Origin of the sequence: Streptomyces flavidovirens DSM 40150, from assembly GCF_000429085.1 — a bacterium.
Classification (GTDB): Bacteria; Actinomycetota; Actinomycetes; order Streptomycetales; family Streptomycetaceae; genus Streptomyces; species Streptomyces flavidovirens.
On sequence record NZ_AUBE01000002.1, the window covers coordinates 155,896 to 178,517 of the forward strand.

The 22,622-nt window shown below is 70.6% G+C and carries 19 protein-coding genes; 7 read left to right on the forward strand and 12 right to left on the reverse strand.

All coding sequences use genetic code 11. The features are described from left to right. Positions 1-60 precede the first annotated feature (60 nt). Entirely contained in the window at positions 61-315 is a 255-nt protein-coding gene (locus tag G412_RS0103435; RefSeq protein ID WP_028810840.1) for a type II toxin-antitoxin system Phd/YefM family antitoxin, read from the forward strand. Then, the gene (locus G412_RS0103440; RefSeq protein WP_028810841.1) at positions 312-563 is read left to right on the forward strand and encodes a type II toxin-antitoxin system RelE family toxin; all 252 of its coding nucleotides are present in this window, start codon (positions 312-314) and stop codon (positions 561-563) included. The genes G412_RS0103435 and G412_RS0103440 overlap by 4 nt, the downstream gene beginning before the upstream one ends. 246 nt (positions 564-809) lie before the next feature. Here the strand turns inward: G412_RS0103440 and G412_RS0103445 are convergent, their stop codons facing one another. Further along, positions 810-3,395 (reverse strand): ABC transporter permease, encoded by a 2,586-nt coding sequence (locus tag G412_RS0103445; protein ID WP_028810842.1) that lies wholly within the window; start codon positions 3,393-3,395, stop codon positions 810-812. After that, positions 3,392-4,180, reverse strand: a complete 789-nt coding sequence (locus tag G412_RS0103450; protein WP_028810843.1) for an ABC transporter ATP-binding protein — start codon at positions 4,178-4,180, stop codon at positions 3,392-3,394. Before G412_RS0103450 ends, G412_RS0103445 begins: the two co-directional genes overlap by 4 nt. Before the next feature lie 296 nt (positions 4,181-4,476). Between G412_RS0103450 and G412_RS0103455 the strand changes: the two genes are divergently transcribed. The 3 genes from G412_RS0103455 (at position 4,477) to G412_RS33115 (ending at position 8,384) form a co-directional block, all read left to right on the forward strand. Continuing rightward, on the forward strand, positions 4,477-6,111 hold the full coding sequence (locus G412_RS0103455) for an MFS transporter (RefSeq protein ID WP_078606803.1): 1,635 nt from the start codon (positions 4,477-4,479) through the stop codon (positions 6,109-6,111). A gap of 246 nt (positions 6,112-6,357) precedes the next feature. Beyond that, the gene (locus G412_RS0103460) at positions 6,358-6,762 is read left to right on the forward strand and encodes a DUF485 domain-containing protein (protein ID WP_028810845.1); all 405 of its coding nucleotides are present in this window, start codon (positions 6,358-6,360) and stop codon (positions 6,760-6,762) included. Then, positions 6,759-8,384: a sodium/solute symporter gene (locus G412_RS33115; RefSeq protein ID WP_051338101.1), complete on the forward strand. Its 1,626-nt coding sequence runs from the start codon at positions 6,759-6,761 to the stop codon at positions 8,382-8,384. Before G412_RS0103460 ends, G412_RS33115 begins: the two co-directional genes overlap by 4 nt. A gap of 53 nt (positions 8,385-8,437) precedes the next feature. Here the strand turns inward: G412_RS33115 and G412_RS37085 are convergent, their stop codons facing one another. After that, complete coding sequence (locus tag G412_RS37085) at positions 8,438-9,343, reverse strand: helix-turn-helix transcriptional regulator (protein ID WP_157839051.1); 906 nt, start codon at positions 9,341-9,343, stop codon at positions 8,438-8,440. 290 nt (positions 9,344-9,633) lie between these two features. Here G412_RS37085 and G412_RS0103475 point away from each other — a divergent pair, with 290 nt between their 5' ends. After that, positions 9,634-10,659: a hypothetical protein gene (locus G412_RS0103475; RefSeq protein WP_028810846.1), complete on the forward strand. Its 1,026-nt coding sequence runs from the start codon at positions 9,634-9,636 to the stop codon at positions 10,657-10,659. A gap of 11 nt (positions 10,660-10,670) precedes the next feature. On the opposite strand, the gene G412_RS0103480 is transcribed toward G412_RS0103475, so the two are convergent. The 9 genes from G412_RS0103480 to G412_RS0103520 are packed head-to-tail and all read right to left on the reverse strand — an operon-like array spanning position 10,671 to position 21,170. Further along, the gene (locus tag G412_RS0103480) at positions 10,671-11,933 is read right to left on the reverse strand and encodes an MFS transporter (RefSeq protein WP_028810847.1); all 1,263 of its coding nucleotides are present in this window, start codon (positions 11,931-11,933) and stop codon (positions 10,671-10,673) included. Further along, the gene (locus tag G412_RS33125; RefSeq protein ID WP_051338103.1) at positions 11,920-13,158 is read right to left on the reverse strand and encodes an ATP-grasp domain-containing protein; all 1,239 of its coding nucleotides are present in this window, start codon (positions 13,156-13,158) and stop codon (positions 11,920-11,922) included. The genes G412_RS0103480 and G412_RS33125 overlap by 14 nt, the downstream gene beginning before the upstream one ends. A gap of 55 nt (positions 13,159-13,213) precedes the next feature. Further along, complete coding sequence (locus G412_RS0103490) at positions 13,214-14,851, reverse strand: class I tRNA ligase family protein (RefSeq protein ID WP_028810848.1); 1,638 nt, start codon at positions 14,849-14,851, stop codon at positions 13,214-13,216. Next, positions 14,848-15,957, reverse strand: a complete 1,110-nt coding sequence (locus G412_RS0103495) for an NAD(P)/FAD-dependent oxidoreductase (RefSeq protein WP_051338104.1) — start codon at positions 15,955-15,957, stop codon at positions 14,848-14,850. The genes G412_RS0103490 and G412_RS0103495 overlap by 4 nt, the downstream gene beginning before the upstream one ends. Further along, on the reverse strand, positions 15,947-16,312 hold the full coding sequence (locus G412_RS0103500; RefSeq protein WP_051338105.1) for a cupin domain-containing protein: 366 nt from the start codon (positions 16,310-16,312) through the stop codon (positions 15,947-15,949). The genes G412_RS0103495 and G412_RS0103500 overlap by 11 nt, the downstream gene beginning before the upstream one ends. A 7-nt stretch (positions 16,313-16,319) precedes the next feature. Then, positions 16,320-17,540, reverse strand: coding sequence for a lysine N(6)-hydroxylase/L-ornithine N(5)-oxygenase family protein (locus G412_RS33130; RefSeq protein ID WP_051338106.1), 1,221 nt, complete (start codon positions 17,538-17,540; stop codon positions 16,320-16,322). Positions 17,541-17,544: 4 nt separating this feature from the next. After that, entirely contained in the window at positions 17,545-18,795 is a 1,251-nt protein-coding gene (locus G412_RS33135; protein WP_051338107.1) for an ATP-grasp domain-containing protein, read from the reverse strand. A 51-nt stretch (positions 18,796-18,846) separates the two neighbouring features. Then, complete coding sequence (locus G412_RS0103515) at positions 18,847-20,148, reverse strand: M20/M25/M40 family metallo-hydrolase (protein WP_028810851.1); 1,302 nt, start codon at positions 20,146-20,148, stop codon at positions 18,847-18,849. After that, positions 20,145-21,170, reverse strand: coding sequence for an Lrp/AsnC family transcriptional regulator (locus G412_RS0103520; RefSeq protein ID WP_028810852.1), 1,026 nt, complete (start codon positions 21,168-21,170; stop codon positions 20,145-20,147). Before G412_RS0103520 ends, G412_RS0103515 begins: the two co-directional genes overlap by 4 nt. A gap of 422 nt (positions 21,171-21,592) precedes the next feature. On the opposite strand from G412_RS0103520, the gene G412_RS0103525 reads away from it, so the two are divergent. Continuing rightward, a complete protein-coding gene (locus G412_RS0103525; RefSeq protein WP_028810853.1) occupies positions 21,593-22,573 on the forward strand; it encodes a TauD/TfdA family dioxygenase in 981 nt (326 codons plus the stop codon). Positions 22,574-22,622 lie beyond the last annotated feature (49 nt).

Below are 22,622 nucleotides of genomic sequence, written 5' to 3' on the forward strand. Positions count from 1 at the left end.
CTGACAACCGCTCCGGGGATCCGCACCCCCAGAACCAGCGCGAAGTGTACAGTTCCTTACATGAATGACACGCTGCCCATCACCGAAGCCCGCGCCCGCTTCGGTTCGCTGGTCCGCCGGACGTCACACGCCCGCGAGCGCATCATGATCACCGACCACGGCCAGCCTGCGGCCGTGCTGATAAACCCGCAGGAACTGGCCGACCTCGAGGATGCCCTGGCCCTCGCGGAGTACCGGGCGGAACAGGCAGCTGGGACGTTCGTCGGCGTCCCGCACGAAGAAGTCCGTGCGCGACTGGGCCTGGGGCGTGAGTGAGCTACGAGATCATCTGGCGGCTCGGGGCAACCGATGCCGCCACCCGCTACCTCAAGGACGACCCCGACGGCCTGCGACAAGTCTTCGCAGCGGTTGATCTGCTGGTCGACGACCCCAGGCCGACGGGCTCCACCGCATACGGCTCGCCGGACCTGCGCCGTATGCACGTGGGCCGATACCGCATCCTCTACGAGATCACAGAGTCCACGGTCACGATTGTGGTGATGAACGTTGGCCGGATCGCCTGAGAGCGCCGAACCACCGGAAAAAGCTGCCCCCGCTGAACCTGCTCACGAGGACGATCAGCCTCGGCCCAAGGTCAATCGGACAGATCGTGGTTCGCTCCGCGGAAAGATCCGCATCGCCGAAGACTTCGATGACATGCCTGAAGGTTGGGACGAATTCTTCGGCAAAGACGAATAAGCAAGCCCGGCCCAGGGGTGTTCGCAGGAACACCCCTGGGCCGGGTCCGCCACCACCACTGCGCTACTCCGCTACTCCGTGGCGATCGCGTTCAGTACGTTCATCCGACCCGCCCGGAAGGCCGGGACCAGGGCGGCGAACAGACCCACGAACGCCGAGCCCACGAAGACCGTGAGGATCGTGGACCACGGGATCTCCAGCACGCCCAGGCCCTCCAGCGCCAGCAGCTTCTGCGCCGCCGTCCCCCAGCCCATGCCGAGGCCGAGGCCGAGCAGCGCGCCGAAGAGGGCGATCACCACCGACTCCAGGCGGATCATGCGGCGCAGCTGCCTGCGTGAGAGGCCGATGGCCCGCATCAGGCCGATCTCCCTGGTCCGCTCGACGACCGACAGGGCGAGGGTGTTCACCACACCGAGGACCGCGACGATGATCGCGAGGGCCAGCAGGCCGTAGACGATGTTGAGCAGCTGGCCGACCTCGTCCTTCAGGTCCTGCTTGAAGTCGGTCTGGTCCTGCACCGTGAACTGCGGGTACTCGGCCAGCGCCTTCTTGAGCCCGGCGTACGCCGCGTCTTCCTTGCCGTCCACCGCCTTCGCGAACATGATCAGGTTCGGCGGCACCCGGTCGGCCGGCAGGTACTGAGCGGCGGTCGTGACGTTGGTGTACATCGCCCCCTTGTCGACGTTCGACTCGTCCGAGGTGATCGCCGCGATCTTCAGCTTCGCGGTCTCGCCGCCGTTGAACGCGACGGTCATCGTGTCACCGACCTCGATGCCGTGCCGCTCGGCGTAGTCGCTGCCGACGGACATGGCGTTCTTGCCGTACGCCGCGCTCAGCTCACCCGCGACGGTCTCGCGCCGCAGGTCCTGGGCGTACGTCGGGTCTGCCGCCGCCAGTTCCTCCGTCTCCCTCTTCCCGTCGGGGGAGGTCAGCTCCGCCTTGATCATCTTGTAGCTGGTGACGTGCTCGATGTCGGGAGCCGCTCGCAGCGCCTTCTCGGCCTCGGGCACGATCGGGCCGCTGGGGCCGCTCTGGATGATGAAGTCCGCGCCGACCGACTTGTCGAGCTCCTCCGTGGCCGAGGCGACCATCGAGGACCCGACGACCGACAGGCAGGCGACCAGCGCGAGGCCGATCATCAGCGCGGCGCCCGTCGCTCCCGTACGCCGCGGATTGCGCAGCGCGTTGCGCTCGGCCATCCGCCCGACCGGGCCGAACATCCGCAGCACCACCGCGCTGATCGCCCGTACCACGACGCCCGCGAGGAGCGGACCGATGACGATGAAGCCGATGAGGGTGAGAACGACACCGCCGCCCAGGAACAGCGAGCCCTCGCTCGCCTTCTCCGCCTGTGTCGTCACGTAGAGCAGCGCGCCGCCCGCACCGGTCAGGACCAGGCCGATTCCGGCCCGTATCCAGCCGGCCCTGCCGTCCGCCGGAGTCCCGGCGTCGCGCAGCGCGGCCATCGGGGAGACCTTGCCGGCCCGCCGGGCCGGGACGTAGGCGGCTACGACCGTGACGATGATGCCGAGCGCGAGCCCGACGACCGGGGTCGTCCAGGCGACGGTCAGGTCCTTCGTCGACAGCTCCATGCCCATCGACCCCATGATCTTCATCAGGCCTACGGCGAGGCCGACACCGGCGCCGACACCGAGGACCGAGCCGGCGACGCCGAGCAGCAGCGCCTCCACCAGCACGCCCCTGTTGACCTGCTTGCGGCTGGAGCCGATGGCCCGCATCAGGCCGATCTCGCGGGTGCGCTGGGTGACCAGCATGGAGAACGTGTTGACGATGAGGAAGATGCCGACGAGGAAGGCGATTCCGGCGAAGCCGAGCATCGCGTACTTCATCACGTCGAGGAAGGAGCCGAGCTCCTCACGGCCGGAGTCCGCCGCTTCCTTCGCGGTCTGGAGCTTGTACGGACCACCGGCGGCCGCGTCGAGCACACCGGCGACCTCCTGCTTCAACCGCGTGTCGCTGACGCCCCGTTCGGCGGTCACGGCGATGTGCGTGAAGGTGTCCGGCTTGCCCAGCAGCCGCCGCTGGGCGGTCGCGGTGTCGAAGTAGACCACGGTCGCGCCCGGGTTGGTCATCTTGAAGGACGCGATGCCGGAGATCCTGGCGGTGATGTCGCCGGTGACGGCGATGGTGCGCAGCTCGTCGCCCAGCTTGAGGCCGTGCTTGTCGGCGGTGTCGGCGTCGACCATCACGTCGGTGGGTCCGCGCGGGGCGTGCCCGGAGGTGATGTCCATCGACTTGAGGTCGTTGTGCGTCCAGTTGCCGGCGATCGTCGGGGCGCCGTTGTCGGAGCCCATGTTCTTGTTGTCGCTGTTGACGACGGTCACCGACAGGCTGACGACGGCGCCTTCGGCGGACTTCACGCCGTCCGCCTTCGTCACCTGCTGGACGGCGGACGCGGGGAGCGCCTCGGGCCTGCCGGTCCGCGGGCCCTGGTCATCGCCCTCGGCCGACTTGGGCGTGACCGTTACGTCGGCCGAGGTGGCGGCGAAGAGCTTGTCGAAGGTCGTGTTCATGGTGTCGGTGAAAACGAGCGTGCCGCACACGAACGCCACCGAGAGCAGGACCGCGACGGCGGAGAGCGCCATGCGTCCCTTGTGCGCGACGAAGTTGCGCATGGAGGTCTTGAGGACGGTCATGACGTCCGCCCGCGCGCGTCGAAGTCCTTCATGCGGTCGAGGACCTGGTCGGCGGTCGGCGAGAACATCTCATCCACGATCCGGCCGTCCGCGAGATACAGCACCCGGTCCGCGTAGGACGCGGCGACCGGGTCGTGCGTAACCATCACGATGGTCTGGCCCAGCTCGTCGACGGACTTCCGCAGGAAGGTCAGCACCTCGGCGCCGGCCCGCGAGTCGAGGTTTCCGGTCGGCTCGTCACCGAAAATGATCTCGGGCCGGGCGGCCAGCGCCCGCGCCACCGCGACCCGCTGCTGCTGACCGCCGGACAGCTCGGTGGGCCGGTGCCTGAGCCGGTCCGCGAGGCCGACCGTCTCCACCACCCGGTTCAGCCACGGCGCGTCCGGCTTACGGCCCGCGATGTCCATCGGCAGCGTGATGTTCTCCAGGGCGTTCAGCGTCGGCAGCAGGTTGAACGCCTGGAAGATGAAGCCGATCCGGTCCCTGCGCAGCCGCGTGAGCTTCTTGTCCTTGAGCTTGGTGATCTCGGTTTCGTCGAGGTGGATCTCGCCCGACGTCACGGTGTCCAGACCGGCGAGGCAGTGCATGAGCGTGGACTTGCCGGAGCCGGACGGGCCCATGATGGCGGTGAACTGCCCCCGGTTGATGTCCACATCGACGTGGTCGAGCGCGACGACACGGGTCTCCCCCGACCCGTACGCCTTGACGACCTGCCGCGCGCTCGCGGCAACGGCCGTACGCCCTCCAGTGCCCCCGTGCCTGGGAATGGTCATAGCCGTTGTCACGGTCGGTCTCCTAAGTCGTGTGAGCAGCGAAAACGCCCGGCGGTAACCCCAGCCGCACCCCCCGAGGTGCGGTGGCGGTGGTCCGTAAGGCCGCCGTAAAACCAAGCTAAAGAACGGACGCGTGCGCCTCGTCCTCCACCGGGACGAACACCCTCTGGCCAGAAGTAAGGAGAACTCCCTAGGGGCTCTCCACCCTCGGGTGGACCCCGACTCCGGGCAGCCTGCACCCTCCCCCTGCGTGACCTGCAAGTGAGAAGGTGTCGGGGGCCAGATACGTGCACGGTGAAGGGATCTTGGTGAGCGGCACCGGAAGCAGTGCGGGCGGCAGTACCGGAAACGCGGACAGCACCAGCGCGATACCCGGCGGCGGGGGCGCCCCCGGCCGGCCGGCGGTGGCCGGAGGGACTTCCGCGCACGCGAACGCCCGGCGCGGCCCCGTCGTCGCCGCGCTGATGCTCGGCATGGCCCTCGCCGCGCTCGACGGCACGATCGTCTCCACCGCCGTCCCCCAGATCGTCGGCGACCTCGGCGGCTTCGCCGTCTTCTCGTGGCTCTTCTCCGGTTACCTCCTCGCCGTCACCGTCACCCTCCCCGTGTACGGAAAGCTCTCCGACACCTTCGGCCGCAAGCCGGTGCTGATCGCGGGCATCGTCCTCTTCCTCATCGGCTCACTGCTGTGCGCCTGTGCCTGGAACATGGGCAGCCTGATCGCGTTCCGCGTCGTCCAGGGCCTCGGCGGCGGCGCCATCCAGGGCACGGTCCAGACGATCGCCGCCGACCTCTACCCCCTCAGGGAACGCCCGAAGATCCAGGCGAAACTGTCGACCGTGTGGGCGGTGTCGGCCGTCGCAGGACCGGCGGTCGGCGGGCTGCTCGCGGCGTACGCGGACTGGCGCTGGATCTTCCTCATCAACCTGCCGGTGGGCGCCACGGCCCTGTGGCTGATCGCCCGTCACCTGCACGAACCGTCCCGCACGAAGACCGCGGCGGCCTCCCGCCCCCGTATCGACTGGGCGGGCGCCCTGGCCGTGTTCGCCTGCGGCGGCCTGCTGCTCTTCGCCCTCGTCCAGGGCGGCGTCGCCTGGCCCTGGCTCTCCGCGCCCTCACTGGCCCTGTTCGGCGCCAGCGCGCTGCTGGCCGCCGCCACCGTCGCCATCGAACGCCGCGCCGCCGAGCCGATCATCCCCGGCTGGGTGTGGCGCAGGCGCACCATCGCCGCCGTCAACCTCGCCCTCGGCGCGCTCGGCCTGCTCATGGTCGCGCCGACGGTCTTCCTCCCCACCTACGCGCAGGCGGTCCTCGGACTCGGCCCGATCGCCGCCGGCTTCGTCATGTCGGTGATGACGCTGAGCTGGCCGGTGTCGGCGGCGCTGAGCCAGCACGCGTACAACCGCATCGGGTTCCGCCTCACGGCGATCATCGGCATCGCCTGTTCGGCGCTGATCCTGCTCGCCTTCCCGCTCCTCCCGTTCCCCGGCGCGGCCTGGCAGCCCGCCCTGATCATGCTGCTGCTCGGCGCGGCGCTCGGCCTCTTCCAACTCCCCCTGATCGTCGGCGTCCAGTCGACGGTCGGGTACGCGGAGCGCGGTACGACGACCGCGTCCGTACTCTTCTGCCGCCAGGTCGGCCAGTCCGTCGGCGCGGCCCTCTTCGGCGCGGTCGCCAACGCCACCCTCGCGTCCAGGCTCGCCGCCGCACCCGACGGCATACGGGAGGGGCTCCCCGGCGACCTCGACTCCGTCTCGCACGCGCTGGCCGATCCGGGCTCGCTCACCGCGGAGGCGGCCGACTATCTGCGCCGGGCCGTGGACACGGCCGTCGACCACGTCTACATCGGCGCGGCGATCGCGGCGGTGCTGGCCCTGCTCGCCCTTGTCTTCGTGGCTCCGCGCCGCTTCCCCGTCATCACCGAGGAAGCACCAGCCGACTGAAAGCGGTCTTCCCCGGTGGGTCTTCCCCGGTGGGCCGCCCCCGTTACCGCCAGTAAGGAACCGTGCCGATCGGATTACCCGCGGTAACGGCCCGATCCGCCACGCCAGTTCGCACGAAAGCCTCCCCGGCGGGGATACCGATGGGTAACGTACGCGGCCCGAGCGCCCCGCCGCCGCTCCCCGGCCCCGGTCGCGCTTCTCCCTGCAGTCCGCTCGGGACCCAGCCGCGCAAGGAGCAGCCCGCACATGTCGCACTACCCGGAATACCTGTACCCCTGGCAGAGTTCCCCGCCCGCACCGCCGCTCCCCCCACACCCCCTCCCCCCACAGCCCGCCCCCGTCCACCAGTACGTCCCCGGCCGCCACAGCGACCTGCGCAGGCTCCGCTCGGCGTACCGCCGGCTGCGCCGCGTGGCGAGCCTCACCGCCCTCGGCTACTTCACGCTCTTCCTCCTCCTCTCCGGCCTCGCACCCGGCCTGATGGGCAGCGAGCTGCCCGGCAGCCTCAACACCGGCCTCCTGCTCGGCCTGTGCCAGCTCCCCGTCACCCTCGTGGCCATCGCCGTGTACGAGCAGTCCGCCCGCCACCGCGTCGACCCGCTCGCCGAGAACCTCCGCCGGCAGCGCCTTGTCCGGCGGGCAGCCCAGTGACCGGATTCAGCGATTCCGCCCAGGAGACGTCCCTGGTCGCCTTCATAGCGGTGGCCACGGTCACGCTCCTCCTGTGCGTCATGACCGGGCCCGACCGCGACGACCTCGCCGAGTTCTACACCGGTTACCGCTCGCTCTCGCCCATGCGCAACGGCCTCGCCATCGCCGGCGACTACATCTCGGCCGCCACCGTCCTCGGCACCATCGGCGTCATCGCCCTCACCGGCTACGACGGCGTGGTGCTGGCCCTGAGCACAGCACTCTCCCTCGTCCTCCTGATGTTCCTGCTGGCCGAACCCCTGCGCAACGCGGGCCGGTTCACCATGGGCGACGCCTTCGCCCACCGCGCGCCGAGCCGCGCCGTACGCATCACCGCGAGCGCCGTCACCCTCGCCGCGCTGCTCCCGATGATGGTCGTACAGCTCGCCGGGGCGGGCCATCTCCTCTCCTTCATTCTCGGCTTCGAGGGCTCGGGCTTCCGGACCGGCTGCATCGTCGTCCTCGGCGTACTGATGATCAGTTATGCCGCCATCGGCGGCATGAAGGGCACGGCCCTCATCCAGATCATCAAGACCGTGTTCCTGCTGGGCACCGGCGTCATCCTCTGCGTGCTGATCCTGGGCCGCTTCGACTGGAGTACGGCGCGACTCCTCGGCGCGGCGAAGGACGGCAGCGGGGTGGGCGACGCGTTCCTGATGTCGGGTCTTCAGTTCGGCGGCAACGAACTCGACATGATCAGCTCGGAGTTGACGGTGGTGCTCGGCGCCGCGTGCCTGCCGCACATCACGATGCGCATGTACAGCTCGCGCAACGCGCTCGCCGTACGCCGCTCGATGTCCTGGGCGGTCTCGGCCGTAGTCGTCTTCTGCCTGCTCATCGCCGTGATCGGCTTCGGCGCGGCGGCGCTCGTCGGCCGCGAGACGATCACCGCGTCCGACCCGCAGGGTGATACGTCGATCCTGCTGCTCAGCCAGGCGCTGGTGGGCGGCGACACGTCTTCGCTCGAAACCCTCGTCTTCACCTGCGTCACGACAGCGATCTTCCTGACGCTGCTCGCCTCGGTGGCCGGAATGATCCTGGCCTGCGCGAACTCGCTTGCCCACGACCTCTTCGCGCACGGCGTCCGCACGTCCACGGCCGGCGGCGCGACCGAGATGGCGGTGGCGAGAGCGGCGGCGGTCGCCGTCGGCATCCCCGCGATCGCCCTCGGCGTGCTGGCCCGTCACGGGAACGTACAGCCCCTGGTCACCCTCTCCTTCTGCATCGGCGCCTCCGCGCTGGCCCCGGCCCTGGTCTTCAGCCTCTTCTGGCGCCGCTTCACGCGCACGGGCCTGATGTGCACGCTCATCGGCGGCACGCTGTGCGTGATGGTCCTCATGACGGGCACCAACCTGGTCTCGGGCTCCCCGCAATCGGTGTTCCCCGCCCAGGACTTCAACTGGTACCCGTTCACCACGACGGGCCTGGTGTCGATCCCCTTCGGCTTCTTCATGGGCTGGCTGGGTACGTTCCTGAGCCACCGGGGCTCGGGCGAGCGGCAACGGCGCCGGTACGAGGCGGTGGAGGCGTGGATTCTGGCGGGCGCGGAGGACGGCGCGCCCGGCAGATCCCCCGCGGAATGAGCGAGTGCGCCGACACCGCTACGGCCGCCGCGACCGGGGAGACCGCAGGTACGTCACCGGCTGTGGGCGTAGTCGACGAGCCCGAGGGCCGCCGCCTGCACGCCGGCCTGGAAGCGGCTCTCGGCCCCCAGTTTGTCCATGAGCCCCGTCATCATCCTGCGCAGAGTCCTGGTGGAGACGCCCAGGGACCGGGCGATGGCCTCGTCGGTCCTGCCGATGGCCAGCATCCGGAGAACGGCCGCCTCCCGCGCGGACGGCTCCAGGGGACTGTCCGGCCGGTCGACGGGCTCCAGCGGGGTCGAACCGTGCACCCAGCAGTACTCGAAGGTGTGCCGCATCAGCCGGCCCAGCTCGCGGGACTCGACCTCCAGGGCCGCGCTCCAGCCCTCGCGCGACGAAGTCGAGACGTACGCCAGGGAGTCGTCCACCAGGATGAGCTGGAACGGCAGGACCGCGGCGAGCCGCACCTCGCACCCCGAGGCCCGGAGCTCCTCCAGATACGACATGCCGTGCGGCACCTTGGTCATCGCCTCCAGGTGGATCGTGCGCGCCACGACCCCCCGGTCCAGCGCCAGGCGGGTGCACCGCACGACGTCGTCGAGCGCGTCCTGGGCCGGGGCGGGGTGTGCCCACATGCTCAGCACCTCGGTACGGGCCCGCACGCAAGCGCTCTCCAGGGCCGCGCAGATGTTTTCCTCCCCGATCAGCAGCTTGGCCCCGGTCTCACCGCGTGCGTTGGCCTGGAGCAGCGTCAGGTTGGCGGCGAGCGTGGACATGGTGGAGCGCAGTTCCCGCACCGTGGAGAGCTGATGGGTGGCGACCTGCTCCTCCCATTCCAGCAGCCGCGCGACCGCGGCCTCCGGGGAGACCGGGGTGTACCCGGACGGCTCGTCCGATGCGCGCAGGAGGCCGGCCTCCACGAGGAAGTACTGGGCCAGGTCGAATTGCAACTGGGTCATGCCGAGTTTCTCGCGGGCCGTCGTGGCGGACCATTCCGGTGAGGTCAGAATGAATCGGAACAACCGCTGTGCCTGAACAACTGCGTCGTTGGTCATAAATCCCCCTGGTTGTCTCATGTCGCGAAGGGTCGATTGTCCGGCACTGGACATGTCCGGAGTCGGCCTCCTGTCATGCGTAGACGGGTGGCTGGGAAGTCAACAGGCTTTCTCCAACCGCCTTTCGGCGGCGTGGTCAACAGTCCTCGATCTCCCGGAGCCGCTCTGTGCATTCGTCTGTGGTGTCGTCGTCTGTGAAGTCGTCGTCTGTGCACCCGCTCGAACCGGTCCTCCGGGCCGAGCCTCTGACCGAACGGATACGGAACTCCCTGGCGGCGCTGCTGCGGGTCCCCGCATCGCGCGTCACGGTTCCGGAGAACGCCGAGAAGTACTACGACGAGGCCGCGCCCCGCACCGCCGGCACCTCCCTGGAGGAGGTGTTCCACCTCATGCGGTCCCTCAATGAGCGCGGCATGGCGGATGCCCGCCTGGGGTGCGCGGAGGGCGACGGCCACTCGCTCAGGAGCGCTCTCAAGCACGTGGTCGACGACCTCTGCCAGGGCCTGGAGGGGGAACCGATCCAGTACACGGAGCTGGGGCCGGAGCCGGTCAAGACGGGTCTCGTCCTGCGGCGGCTGCGGGAGCGCGGCGTCGACGTCCGGCGCTACAACGGCGTCGACATCAACCCGGCCTCGCGCGCCACGATGGAGCGGGAACTCGCGCCGGTGCTCGCGGCCGGCCGGTTCACCTACCATCACACGCTCTTCGAGGAACTCGGGCGGCTCGACTACCGGCTGCCGGGCACCAGGAATCTGGTCACCATGCTGGGGTTCGAGGAGGGGAACGAGCACCCGGCGGCGGTGAGCGCGATGCTCGACGAGATCCTGCGGCCCGGCGACCTCTTCCTCTCCGAAATGCAGGTGCTTTCCGAAGCCGGCTGGCAGCACGTATTCAATTTCTACCAGTGCGACTTGATGCGCCGCTTCTCCCAGCTCGCGCTGGAGCGCAGCCGGCCCGGCGTACGGAAATCCCAATACGGTGTCTACCTGACGCCACTCGCGCTGAGCGGCGACGGCGCGCCCACCATGGCGGCGGTGACCGCCCAGGTCATTCCCGGAAACGGGACGCGGGTGAACGAGGTGTTCGTGACGAACTACTGCCTGAAATTCGCCGCGGAGGAATACCGGAAACTGCGTGAGGCGTCCGGGCGAATGAAGGTGGTGGCCGAGCGGGCGACCGGAGACGGTTCCGTCGTCTTCCAGTTGAGCCGGCGGCTGTGAGGGCCGGCAGGTCATCTTCGCTCCAGGGACGGCTCGGCAGGGTCGGTCAGCCGCCGGATGCGACGCAGTGGTGAGCGTCGCAGCGCGAAGGAGGCCAGCGTCAGGGATGCGGTGATGACGACCATCGCGGCGCCCGGTCCGGCGGACTGGGCCAGTGCACCGCCGATGAGCGCGCCCAGCGGGATCGGGGCCATCGACACCAGCCGGTAGCCCGCCATGACGACCCCCAGGCGCTCGGGGGGCGCGAGCACCCCGCGCAGGCTCAGGGCGTAGACGTTGTAGACGGCGAGCGCCAGACCGTTGACGACGAAGGCCCCGGCCAGCGCGGGGACGGCCGGCCCGGTCAGGGCCAGGAGCACGCCCGCCAGCAGCGAGAGCGCCGACACGGTGAGCGACCAGGTGACGGCAGCGCCGACGTGCAGCCGGGCGGCGTACCGCCCCACCCAGAGGGACCCGGCGAGCGCGCCCACACTCCCCAGTCCGACGATGACGCCCACCATGCCGCTGGACAGGCCCAGTGACCGCACCGCGAACACCATGAACGCGGTGACGAGGGCCTGTTCGTGGAGGTTGAACAGGGCGGACTGCACACACAGGTCGCGCAGCGCACGGTGGCGCCAGGTGAAGCGCAGCCCCTTGAGCACCGACCGCACAGCGGGCGCCGCCTCAGCGCCCGCCACCGTCGGCAGGCGCAGGGGCAGGAAGCACAGGAGCGCGACGGTGAACACCACGGCGGTGGCCGCCGCGGTGGCCGGAAGGCCGAATTCCTGGACGGTGTACCCGGCGGCGGCGGGGCCGGCCATCTGCGCCACCGAGTAGCTCGCCTCCAGCAGCCCGTTGCCCTCGGTGAGTCGGCCGGCCGCCAGCGAGTGGGGCACGGCAGCCTGGTGTCCGATGTCGTGAAAGACCGTCAGGGCGCCGATGACGAAAGCCACCGCCATCAGCAGCCCGATGCCCGGCCCGGCGGCGTGGCAGACGATGCCCAGCACACCCATGGTCAGGCCGCGCAGTACGTTGCACGTGATCAGCAGCGCCTTCACGGAGACCCTGCCGACGGCGGCGCCCGCGACCAGCGAGAACACGACGACCGGCAGGAACTGCGCGGCGGAGACCAGTCCCGCGCCCGTCGCGCTGCTGCCCGCCGCGGTGAGCGCGAGCAGCGGCAGCAGGAACTGCGTGCTCTGGAAGCCCAGTCCGGCGACGGTCTCACCGAGCCACAGGCTGCGGAACGCCGGGACCCGCAGCGGCGAGGGGAGACGCTCAGCCGTGGTCATGGACCGGCTCGGCGATCAGCTCGTAGCGGTCGATGACGTCGAGGACGGCACGGTGCACAGCCGCCTGTCCGGGCCCGCGCAACCGGAACGATCCGCCGACGTGGAGGTACCCGCCGTCCCCGTCGAACACCTCCCCGACCTCGGGCACGGTCTCCGCGTACACCTCGGGCAGCTTGCCCACGAGCGGGGTGCGGGACAGGATGCGGCTGGGGAACGGCCGGGGCTCGGGGATGAGGACCCAGCCGCCACCGGGGGCGGTACGGAAGTCGGCGGGGTCGCCGACGGGCGGCAGCCCCACGGTCGCCCGGAACGCCTCCCCCATGAGGTCGACGCCGAACAGGTCGCGGTGCAGCAGGGGGATCTCGGCGCCACCGGGCCGCAGGCCGACCTCCATGAAGAACAGTTCGTCCGACGACGCGCTGTGGAGCAGTTCGAGATGGAAGGCTCCGTCGGACAGGTTGAGAGCGTCGAGGCACGCGGCGGCGAACTCCACCACGCGCCGGCGCAGTGGCCCGTCGTCCAGCAGAACCGAGCCGAGCGGCTCTCCGGCGGCGAACGCCAGGCAGGTGTTCACGTACAGGGAGGCGCTGACGAAGTGGAAGCCCCCGCCGCGCCGGACACCGTCGACATGGAGGATCGAACCCGCCACGAACTCCTCACACTGGTATTCGGCCGGGTCGACCGAGGCCAGGGCCCGGGCGAGCTCGTTGCGCCCGGTGGCCAGGACCACCCCCTGGGAGGCGGCGCCGGCCCGTGGCTTGAGGACGACGGCCAGGCCGAGCTCGTCGATGACCCGGTTGGCACCGGTATCGGCGTCCAGTTCGAGGAAGCGCGGTACGCGCAGGCCCGCGGCACGCACCCGCTGCTTCATCCGGGGCTTGTCCCGGAAGTCGCGTACGAAATCCGGGCTCCACCCGCTCACGCCGAGCTCGGCCCGCAGGAGGGCCGCCGTCAGCAGGTCGTACTCCGACAGTCCGACGATCCCGTCGAAGCCGTGGCGCTCGTGGAGCCTGCGGGCCTCCGGCAGCAGGGTTTCGAAGGCGAGGTCGGGCACCACGACGGTGTCGAGCGCGTTGTCGCGGTCCAGTACGCCGGCACAGTCGGCCAGCGTGAGGTACGCCAGCGCGAACCGGGTGGTGTCGAGGTACCGGTGGTAGGCGCCGAACTCGTCGTCGAAGCGGTTGAGGACGAGGTAGCGGGCGGTCGGTGCGGCAGGACCTGTCATGGCTGTGCCTTCCGTGCGGGGCTGGTGGGCGCGGGACCGTTCGCGGCGGGAGCGGTCACGAGACCGGGTTCGCCGGGCTCGCGAGCGTCTGCGGCAGGCAGGGCGCCAGATCAGCGGCGGTCGGCCGGGGGAACACCACCGGCCCGCCGGCGGTGGCCGGCGCCGTGGGGTGGAGGAAGGCGCTGAGCCTCGGCTCGCCGTCGCCGCCCAGGGTGGTCCAGGTCTGCTGGGCGAAGCCGGGCATGACCGGCCAGCCGAGCACCGCCGCTCCCTTGAGCCACCAATAGGCGGTGTCCGGGTGCGCGTCGGGGCCAGGAGCGGTGTCGCACCAGGTGTCGAAGGCGCGTACCGCGGCGGCGGTCGACACTTGGGGCGAGTCCAGTGCCCGCTCCTGGTCGCCGAGCAGCGCGTCCAGCCGTGCCATCAGTCTGCCGTCGGGGGCGCCGGGCCGCTCCGGCAGCCGCTTGTGGCAGGCGGCGAGGCTCGCGCCGAACCGTCCGCTCAGCCGGTCGCCCGCTTCCGCGAGGAATTCCGCCGGTTCGAAACTCGCCGGGCCCGCCTCGGGGTTGACCTTGGCGAGGAAGTACCGCACGGCGTCCACGCTGACGTTGCGGGCCCGCGCGATGTCGGCCACCCAGATGGCGTGCCGCCTGCTCGTGGAGAACTTCTCTCCGGCGAGCTGGTGGAAGTCGGTGATGAGGCACCGGTCGTAGGTCCGCATGTCCTCATACATGAGGGAGGTGCCGACGATACCCACCAGCACCGGAATCACGTTGTCGATGCCCAGGCTGGTGACGGTGACCACGTCGGACTCCGGGGCGAAGGCGTTCACACCGGTGCCGGTGAGCATGCCGTGGATCTCCCCGGCGAGGCGGGTGAACATGAACGTGCCGGTGTACGAGAACAGTCCGCGCGGCACCTGCGGTTCGGTGCGCCCGAGGTCGACGGCCCACTCCTGGGGAGCGCTCAGCCGTACGGAAAGACCTTCCCTGGCCAGGAAGCGCCGGACGGTGGCGCGGTACCGCTCGGGCACCGACATCCGTGCCAGCCGGGCGTCGAGCCGCTCGGCGTCGGGCAGGGCGAGGAAGAGGCTGTCGATCTCACGCCAGGCAAGGGGGCCGTCGTCGTTGCGGGAGCGCGGTTCGACAACGTTCTCCGGAAGGAAGTGCGCACCGCATTCCTCGCAGAAGTAACTGGCGGTGCCGGCACCGCAGTCGGGACATCGGCCCAGCAGCCACGCGCCGACGACGTGGCGTCGTGCCGACTCGCTGTAGAGGACCCGTTCGGTGCGTTCGACGACCGCTCCGCGGCCGCGGAGGTGGGCCAGCGAGTGATCGACCTCCCGCTCGAAGCGCTCGCGCCAGGGCTCCTCCGCCACGTTGATGAACGCGTCGGTCGTGATCGCCAGGTCGGCCAGGTCGCTGGAGATACGGGCGTGGTACCGCGCCGACACCTCGCGCGGGGTGGTGCCCTCCTCCCCTGCCTTGAGCGGCACCCACGGGTCGTAGACGTCGCTGCCGGAGACGACGACGGGCCGGTCACCGCGGCACCGGAGGAAGCGCGCGATGACGTCCATGCGCAGGTACGGCCCGGCGATGTGACCCAGGTGGAAGGGCCCGTTCGGGGTCGGCTCGGGCAGGGTGAGCAGGTAGTTCCGGGGTGGGCGGGAGTCCGCGCCCAGCTTGGCGTTCATGCGGTATCAGGTCCCTCGGGTTCGAAAAGGTTCAGTGCGTCCTCGGCGACGGCCGGAGCCAGGCGGTACCCCGCTCCGGCGCCGCCGACGGCCAGCACGGCCCTTCCGGTGTCGTCGGCGCGCGTCACCAGCGGCAGGCCGTCCGGCGGATAGCTGTCGCAGTGCACCTGGCCACCGGCCAGGCCGGCGCCGAAGCCGGGCACATGGCGGTCCAGGACGGCCCGTGCGATGTCCCGGTCCTGCGCGGTCAGAACGAGGCGGTCCGGCCGGGTGGCCGGGACGTCCCACTCCTGGGAGGTGATGCTCAGCAGCCACCGCCCGTGCTCGGGCTGCGGCAGCAGGAAGGCGTCCTCGTCCTCGAAGACCAGCGCGGGAGCCCCGGCCGGTGGCGGTGACTGGACGTGGAAGGCCACGACCTTCTTGGTCCGCACGCCGTGAGCGGCCGCCCGGTCCCCGTACGGTCCGTCCACCGCCCAGGGGCCGGTCGCCACCACCACGCGCCGGGCGGTGACGCCGGTGCCGTCCGAGCTCAGCAGGGCAAGCCCGTCGTACGCCGGTTCGACGGCCCGTACGTGCCAGCCGTCCCGGACGGCGTTGCCCGGTGTGCCGCGCACCTCGCGCAGCAGGTCGCGGGCCACCGTGGCCGGTACGGCCCTGCTGCCCGGACCGGTGGCGAGCAGAACGGTTTCCGGGCCGGGGGCCAGTCCGGGGAAGACGGCTGCCAGCTCCTTCGCGCGGGCCGCCCCCACCTCCTCGGGAGGGCTGCCGTGCACGGTGTCCGCCAGGGCCTGCCGGCCGCCCGCGCTCACCAGCCAGAACACGTCGACGGCCCGGCGGGCCGACGCCGCCCGCCGGCCGGCGAGCTCCGCGTAGAACGCGGTGCTCCTGGCCGCCATCGAGCGCTGCCGTTCGCCGCGTCCGGTCGGCACGTCGAACCCGGCGGACATGCCGGTCGCCCCGGCGCCCACCCGCTGCCGGTCGACGGCGAGGATCCGCCACTGCGGGTGCCGCAGCATCGCCCGGTAGGCCACCATCGCCCCGAGGATGCCGGTGCCGACGACGGCGAGGTCGAAGGGCACGGCCCCCGCCGGCGTGTCACCGGTCATCGGGGCCGCCCCACCACATCGACAGCACCACCAGGTCCTCCCCGGCGTCGGCGGCCGCCACGTGCCCCTGGCGGGGGGCGAAGGACACCATGTCCCCCGCCGTCACGGGACGCCGTACTCCGTCGACCGCGACGGACCCGGCACCGGCGACGACGAACCACACCTCCGACTCGTCGTGCGCGTCCGGCGGGGTGCTGCTTCCGGCGGGGAGGGTGAAACGGGCGGACTTGAAGGGGGCGTCGGGCACGGCGGAGCGGGAGAAGTCGGCCTCGTTGAGGATCATCCCGCAGGGGTCGGTCTCGGTGGGCAGGAAGGGTACGGCCGGACCGTACGTGCTCCGGGCGGCGTCGGTCATGTGCGTCTCACCGGTCCTTGAGGATGCTGTGCAGGATGAGGGAACTGCGCCAGGCCAGCAGGCTGAGGTTGGGGTCGGCGATGCCCCAGGCGTGCCGCGCTCCGTTCTGGAGGTAGATCCGGTTGGCCGCCGGCCCGTCCCATCCGACGCGGAAGTCGTCGTGGACGTCGAGCAGTCCGCCGGTACGGGACAGCCGCGGGGCGAGCGGGGCCATGAAGGCGGGCAGCTCGTAGCCGTAGCCCGTGGCGAACACGACGAGGTCGGCGTCCAGCACCCGCGAGTCGGCGGGGTCGGCCCCCTCGACGGTGAGCTTCCAGTGGCCCTGCTCCCCGGCGAGTTCGGTCATTTCGCAGGCGGGCAGCAGAGTGAGCCAGTCCGTGCGGCCCTCGATCCGCTCGGCCACATAGCGCCGCCGGTAGATCTCCTCCAGCGTGGGCAGGTCGATGCCGTCGCTGGCGTACTTCTGCTCGCCCAGCAGCCGCGCGCGGTGCTCCGGGGTCAGGCGGTGGAACGCGCGAGCCCGGTCGGGGAAGAAGAACTCGTTGGTGAAGGGCGAGTCGTCCAGCGGCAGGTACGAGGGGCGGCGGCTGATCCAGGTGATGCCGCGCGGCGGGTCCGGCCGGGTCATCAGGTGGCGGACGATCTCGGCGCCGGACTGGCCGCCGCCCACCACGGCCACCTGCCGGCCCGCCGTCCGTGGCCCGCGGGTGAGGAACTCCCCGGCGTGGAAGGCCGTCGGCCCCAGGTGCGTCCGGAAGCGTTCGTCGACCCGCGGTGTGAGGCCGGTGCCCAGGACAAGGTGCCGTGAACGGGTCTGCGCGTCGTCGGTACGGATGACGAAGGCACCGTCGCGGAAGCTCACCTCCCGTACCTCCGCGCCGAACCTGAGGCTCGGCAGCCGTTCGCTCACCCAGGTCAGGTACTGGTTGAACTCGGTGCGGTACACGGCGGGGAAGTCGGCCGTGAGGAACTCGTACAGCCGGTCCTGGTCGGCCAGGAAGGCGAGGAAGGAGAAGGGGCTGGTGGGATCGACCGGGGTGACGAGGTCCTTCAGCGGCGATATCTGCAAGGTGGCCTCCGGCAGCAGCAGACCGGGGTGCCAGGAGAAGGACTCCTTGCGCTCCAGGTGCAGCCCGCACACCGTGTCCCACTGGTAGGCCTGCGCCGCCAGGCTCAGGTTGGCGGGACCGACACCGACCGCGACGTAGTCGTAAACCGTCTCGTCCATCAGGTCACACCACCGTGACGGCGGCGCCGAGCGCCTGCCAGGTCTCTTCGGCCTCCGCCGGGGAACCGGCCGTGAACAGCGCGTGCCCGATGCGGCACCGGAAGTCCCCGGGCTCGGGTATGGGCTCGCCCGGGCCGATCGCCAGGGCGGTGCGCAGCACTTCGGCCCGCCGCCCCAGTTCCTGCCATCCGGTCAGCTCCCGGTAGTGGTGCGTGCCGGGCGGTGCGGTGAAGAACCGTACTCCGGCACTGGGCACCCGCGCCGGGCCGCGCGCGCCGAGCTCGTCCGGGTCGACGCCCAGCGCGGTGGCGAGGGCGACCTTCGACAGGTCCACACCGGTGGTCAGCTCCACGAGCTCGGTGATGTAGTCACCGGGCAGCCGCGCGCCGATCTCGATGAGCACCGGGCCCCTGGGTGTCAGCCGCAGTTCGCAGTGGAAGGGACCGGTGGTCAGATGCACCGCTTCGGCGACCCGGCGCACATAGGCGTGTGTCTCGTCGGCCACGGACGGCTCCAGCCGCGCGGGGGTGAGGTGGCCGGTCTCGACGAAGTACGGTTCGGGGCCGAGCAGTTTGCGGGTGACGGCCAGGACATGGACGTCGCCGTCGTGCACATAGCCGTCGACGCTGTACTCGTCGCCGCTCACGTACTCCTCCACCAGCGCCCGTCCGGACAGCGGGCGGCCGAGGTCGAGCCGGGGGTCCGTGACGAGCCGGTCGTACGCGGCGGCCAGCGCGGCCCGGTCGTCGGCGCGGCTGACGTGGATGCTGCCCGATTCGTCCACCGGCTTCAGCACGCAGGGGAACCCGGTCACCGCGGCCGCCGCGGCGAGCTCATCGGCGGAGGTGACCTCGGCGTGGCGGGGCACCAGCAGCCCGGCGGCGGCGGTGCGCGCCCGCATCAGGGCCTTGTCCCTGACCTCGTCCACGGTGTCGGCGGCCAGTCCGGGAAGCCCCAGCGCCGCGGCCACACGTGCCGCGGCCGGCACGTACACATCGCATCCGGGCAGGACGGCCGAGACGGGCGTACGGGCGTGCAGTTCCTTGGCGGCGCGCTCCAGGGCGGCGCGGTCGTTGGTGTCGACGACGACCAGGGTGTCGACGAGTTCCCGCAGATCGTCGGGGACCTTCCGGTCACCCGCGTCGTGGGAGAACAGAACGACGGGTATGCCCAGGGCGTGTGCGGTCCTGGTGACCGCGGCACCGGCGGAGATCGCCTCGATCACGAGTACGCGCCGGGTGGAGAGATGCTGCATCGTTCTTCCTCACTGCGGTCGGTTGCCGGTCAGGCGGTGTTCGGTCCGTACTCAGTAGGTGGTCAGCAGCCGGTCGAGAACGCGGACCCCGAAGCGCAGGGCCTCCACGGGCACCCGTTCGTCCACGCCGTGGAACATCGACGCGAAGTCCAGCTCCGGGGGCAGGCGCAGCGGAACGAATCCGTAACCGCGCACACCCAGCCGGTGGAAGGCCTTGTTGTCCGTGCCGGCCGGCAGGCAGTAGGGAGCGATCCGGGCGCCCGGGTCCTCCTTCTGCAGGGCGGTGAGCATGGAGTCCACCAGGGGTGCGTCGAACGGGGCCTCGATGCCGGGGTCCCGGTCGATGACCTCGTGCCGCACGCCCGGGCCCAGCAGCTCGCCGAGGGTGTCCAGGAAGTCCTTCTCGGCGCCGGGCAGGAAGCGGCCGTCCACCTCCGCCGTCGCCGTCTCCGGAATGACGTTGGTCGCGTAACCGGCGTGCAGGCGGGTGGGGTTGGAGATGTGGGTGAGGGAGGCGCCGACGAGCCGGGCGAGTGGGCCCAGGGCCGCCAGCGCGGGGCCGGGGTCCTCCTCGTCGTACGCGAGCCCGTACGCGTCGCACAGCTCCCGCAGCAGCGTGCGGCTGGCGGGGGTGAGCCGGAAGGGCCAGGGGTGGCGGCCGACCCGGACGACCGCGGCGCACAGTTCGGTCACGGCGTTGTCCGGGTGGATCAGCGACGCGTGTCCGGCCCGGTTCTCGGCCGTCAGGCGCAGCCACAGCAGTCCCTTCTGCGCCGTCTCGATGAAGTACAGCCGCACTCCGGCGTCCACCTGGACGGAGAAGCCGCCCACCTCACTGATGGCTTCGGTGACACCCTCGAAGAGATCGGGCCGGTGCTCCACCAGGTGGCGGGCGCCGAACTCGCCACCCGCCTCCTCGTCGGCCAGCCAGGCGAACACCAGGTCCCGCCGGGGGCGGCGGCCACTGCGTACGAGATCGCGCAGGACCGCGAGCATCATCGCGTCCATGTTCTTCATGTCGACCGCGCCGCGGCCCCACACGCAGTCGTCGATGATCTCGCCGGACAGCGGCGGAACGGTCCAGCTTCCGGCGATGGCGGGCACCGTGTCCAGGTGACCGTGGATCAGCAGCCCCGGCAGGGTGGGGTCGGTGCCCGGAAGGCGGACGACGACGTTGCCGCGCCGCCGGGCGCTTTCGACGTAGACGGGGTCCAGTCCCACCTCGGTCAGCCAGGTGGCGACCTGCTCGGCGGCGAGGCGTTCCCCGGCGCCACGGCCGTCGCCGTGGTTGTAGGTGTCGATGCGTATCAGTTCCGAGCAGAGGCGGGCGACTTCATCCTCGCCTGTGATCATGCGTACTCCTGTATCAGTGAGCCGTCCCTGCGGAGGCCACCACGCTTGTAGGTCCTGGTGATCAGCGACACCTCGAAGCCGACGATGCCCGGCAGCTCGCCGGAGACATGGCTGATGAACCGGTAGACGTCCTCTTCCGTGGCCACGGCGATGTCGAGGAGCAGCGCCCGGCTGTCCGTCACCGCCACGCAGTAGCGCACCTCGGGCAGGGTGGCCAGGTAACGCCCGGTCTCCTCGACCGCCCCGGGGTTGACCGTCAGGTGAAGCTGGGCTTCCACGGACAGGCCCAGGTGTGTGGACGCGATCTCGGCGCGGAGCTGGACATGCCGGCGGGCCAGCATGGCCTCCAGCCGGCGGCTCGCCGTCGGCACTGAGGTTTTGAGCTCCTCGGCGATTCCGCTGATCGTCGCCCGGCCGTTGCGCTGGAGCAGCTTGGCGATCCGTACGTCCAGCTCGTCCATCCGGTCCCGGCCGGTGCCGGTGGCGGGGGACGGCTGCGTGTCGTCCTGGTACGCGGGGGATCCGCGGCGCAGAGCCGCGATCTCCTCGTCGGTGAGATGGCGGGCGTACCACTGGCTCGTGGCGCTGAACATCCGCAGGACGACGTGCGAGCGCATGCCGCGCAGCGGGAACCGCGCGGGAAGCTCGTCGGCGAGGATCGAGTGGATAAGGGCGCGCTCCGGCACGACCAGTTCGAACCACAGCCGGCCCTCGTCACCGGTCGTCGCCAGCACGGTCCGGACATCGCCGCGCTGTGCCAACTCCTCGGCTACGCGGTCCAGTTCGCCCATGGGGGTCTGGGCGCAGATGTGGATCGGAACGCGGCTCCCGTACCGCTGGTCGTCGGGGATCGCGGTGATGCGCGACACCCCGCCGGAGAGCAGGCGTTGCGCCCGGCGGGCGACGGTGCGGTCGTTCTCGCCGAGTACCTCCGCCAGCTTGCCCCAGCTGACGCGCGGATCGATCTGGAAGGCGTTGAGAATGCGCTGATCGAGCGCGTCGAGCGTTTCCGTGCCGAACATCCGCGTCTTCCTCCGTAGCGCTTTCCTCAATCGAAAGAGCGTCCGGTGGCGATTTCTATCATGTCATGCGCGTCTTGGCGACGGATCCTAACGAACTTATGGCGAGAGCGAGATGACACACAGGTGGCGCCGCGGCATGACCTTCGCGACACCGCACCACTGGGCCGACGCCTCCTGGCGGCGCGGTGTTCACGGACCGAGAGAGGGGGTTGACAGATCGTCAAGCCTAGGGTGATGCTCCAATCGCTTTTCGGCATGGGCGCCCCGGATCCTGACCAGACCCGGCGAGCATCGTCTCGCGGACCGCCAGTGGTGCCGCGTCGTCATGTCCGCATACGCACACCTGAAAAACGGGGACAACTGATGCTCCGGCGAGCCCCTTTCCGATGCCACGCACCCGCACACCAGAGAGGTGATTTGCCATGAGCCGCTACGTCCTTGACAACAGTGAGAGTTCACACATCGCGGAGATCGCCGACAAGTTCCTGCGGAACAAGCAGCCCTGGCGTCCGCTGGCCGCCATCGACGATCTGCGCACCGAGGCCGAGGAGCTTCCCGTGGGGGTACGGAAGTTCCTCGTGGACGCGCGGACGAGGGAAGACGCCGTCATCACGCTCGCGAATCTGCCGGTCTCCCCTGACCTGGCACCGACGCCCGCCAACTGGCGGGACGCCGAGCGTGCGGACGCCGGCCGGCTGGAGGAGGTCACGCTGCTGCTGTGCGCCTCGCTTCTCGGCGACCCCTTCTCGTGGGCCAACCAGCAGGACGGCCGGCTGGTCCACGACGTCTGCCCCTCCAAGGGCTTGGAGGACTCACTGACCAGCGCGAGCAGCCAGACGCAGCTCACCCTGCACACCGAAGACGTCTTCCACGCCTGCCGCGGTGACTACGTGGCCCTGATGTGCTTGCGCAATCCCGACGCGGTCGGCACCACCGTCGCCCGGGTCCTGCCCGGCATGCTGCCGGAAGGGGTCATGGACGTGCTGCGGCAGAGCCGCTTCCGTTTCTACCCCGACGACTCGCACATCACCGTCCCGGCCGACGCGGCCGCGCCGGCGGTGGCGCTCACGGACCGGCCGTACGAGCAGGGACCGGTGCTCTTCGGCCCGGCCGACGACCACTACCTGCGCATCGACCCGGACTTCACCGTCGCCGTACCCGGTGACATTGAGGCCGAAGAGGCGCTGCGCCTTTGCTCGCAGGCGCTGGCCGCGGCGACCGAGCGGCTGGTGCTGGAGCCGGGCGAGGCGGCCTTCCTCGACAACTACCGGGTGATACACGGCCGCGAGGTCTTCACCCCCCGCTACGACGGCGAGGACCGCTGGCTCAAGCGCACCAGCATGGTGCGCGACCTGCGGCGCAGCTACGTGCACGAGCGGTCCCGCTCCCGCGTGCTGGCCTGAGCCGTTCCCGGCGTCCGCACCCCGCCCCCGTACGAAGGACAGACCCTCG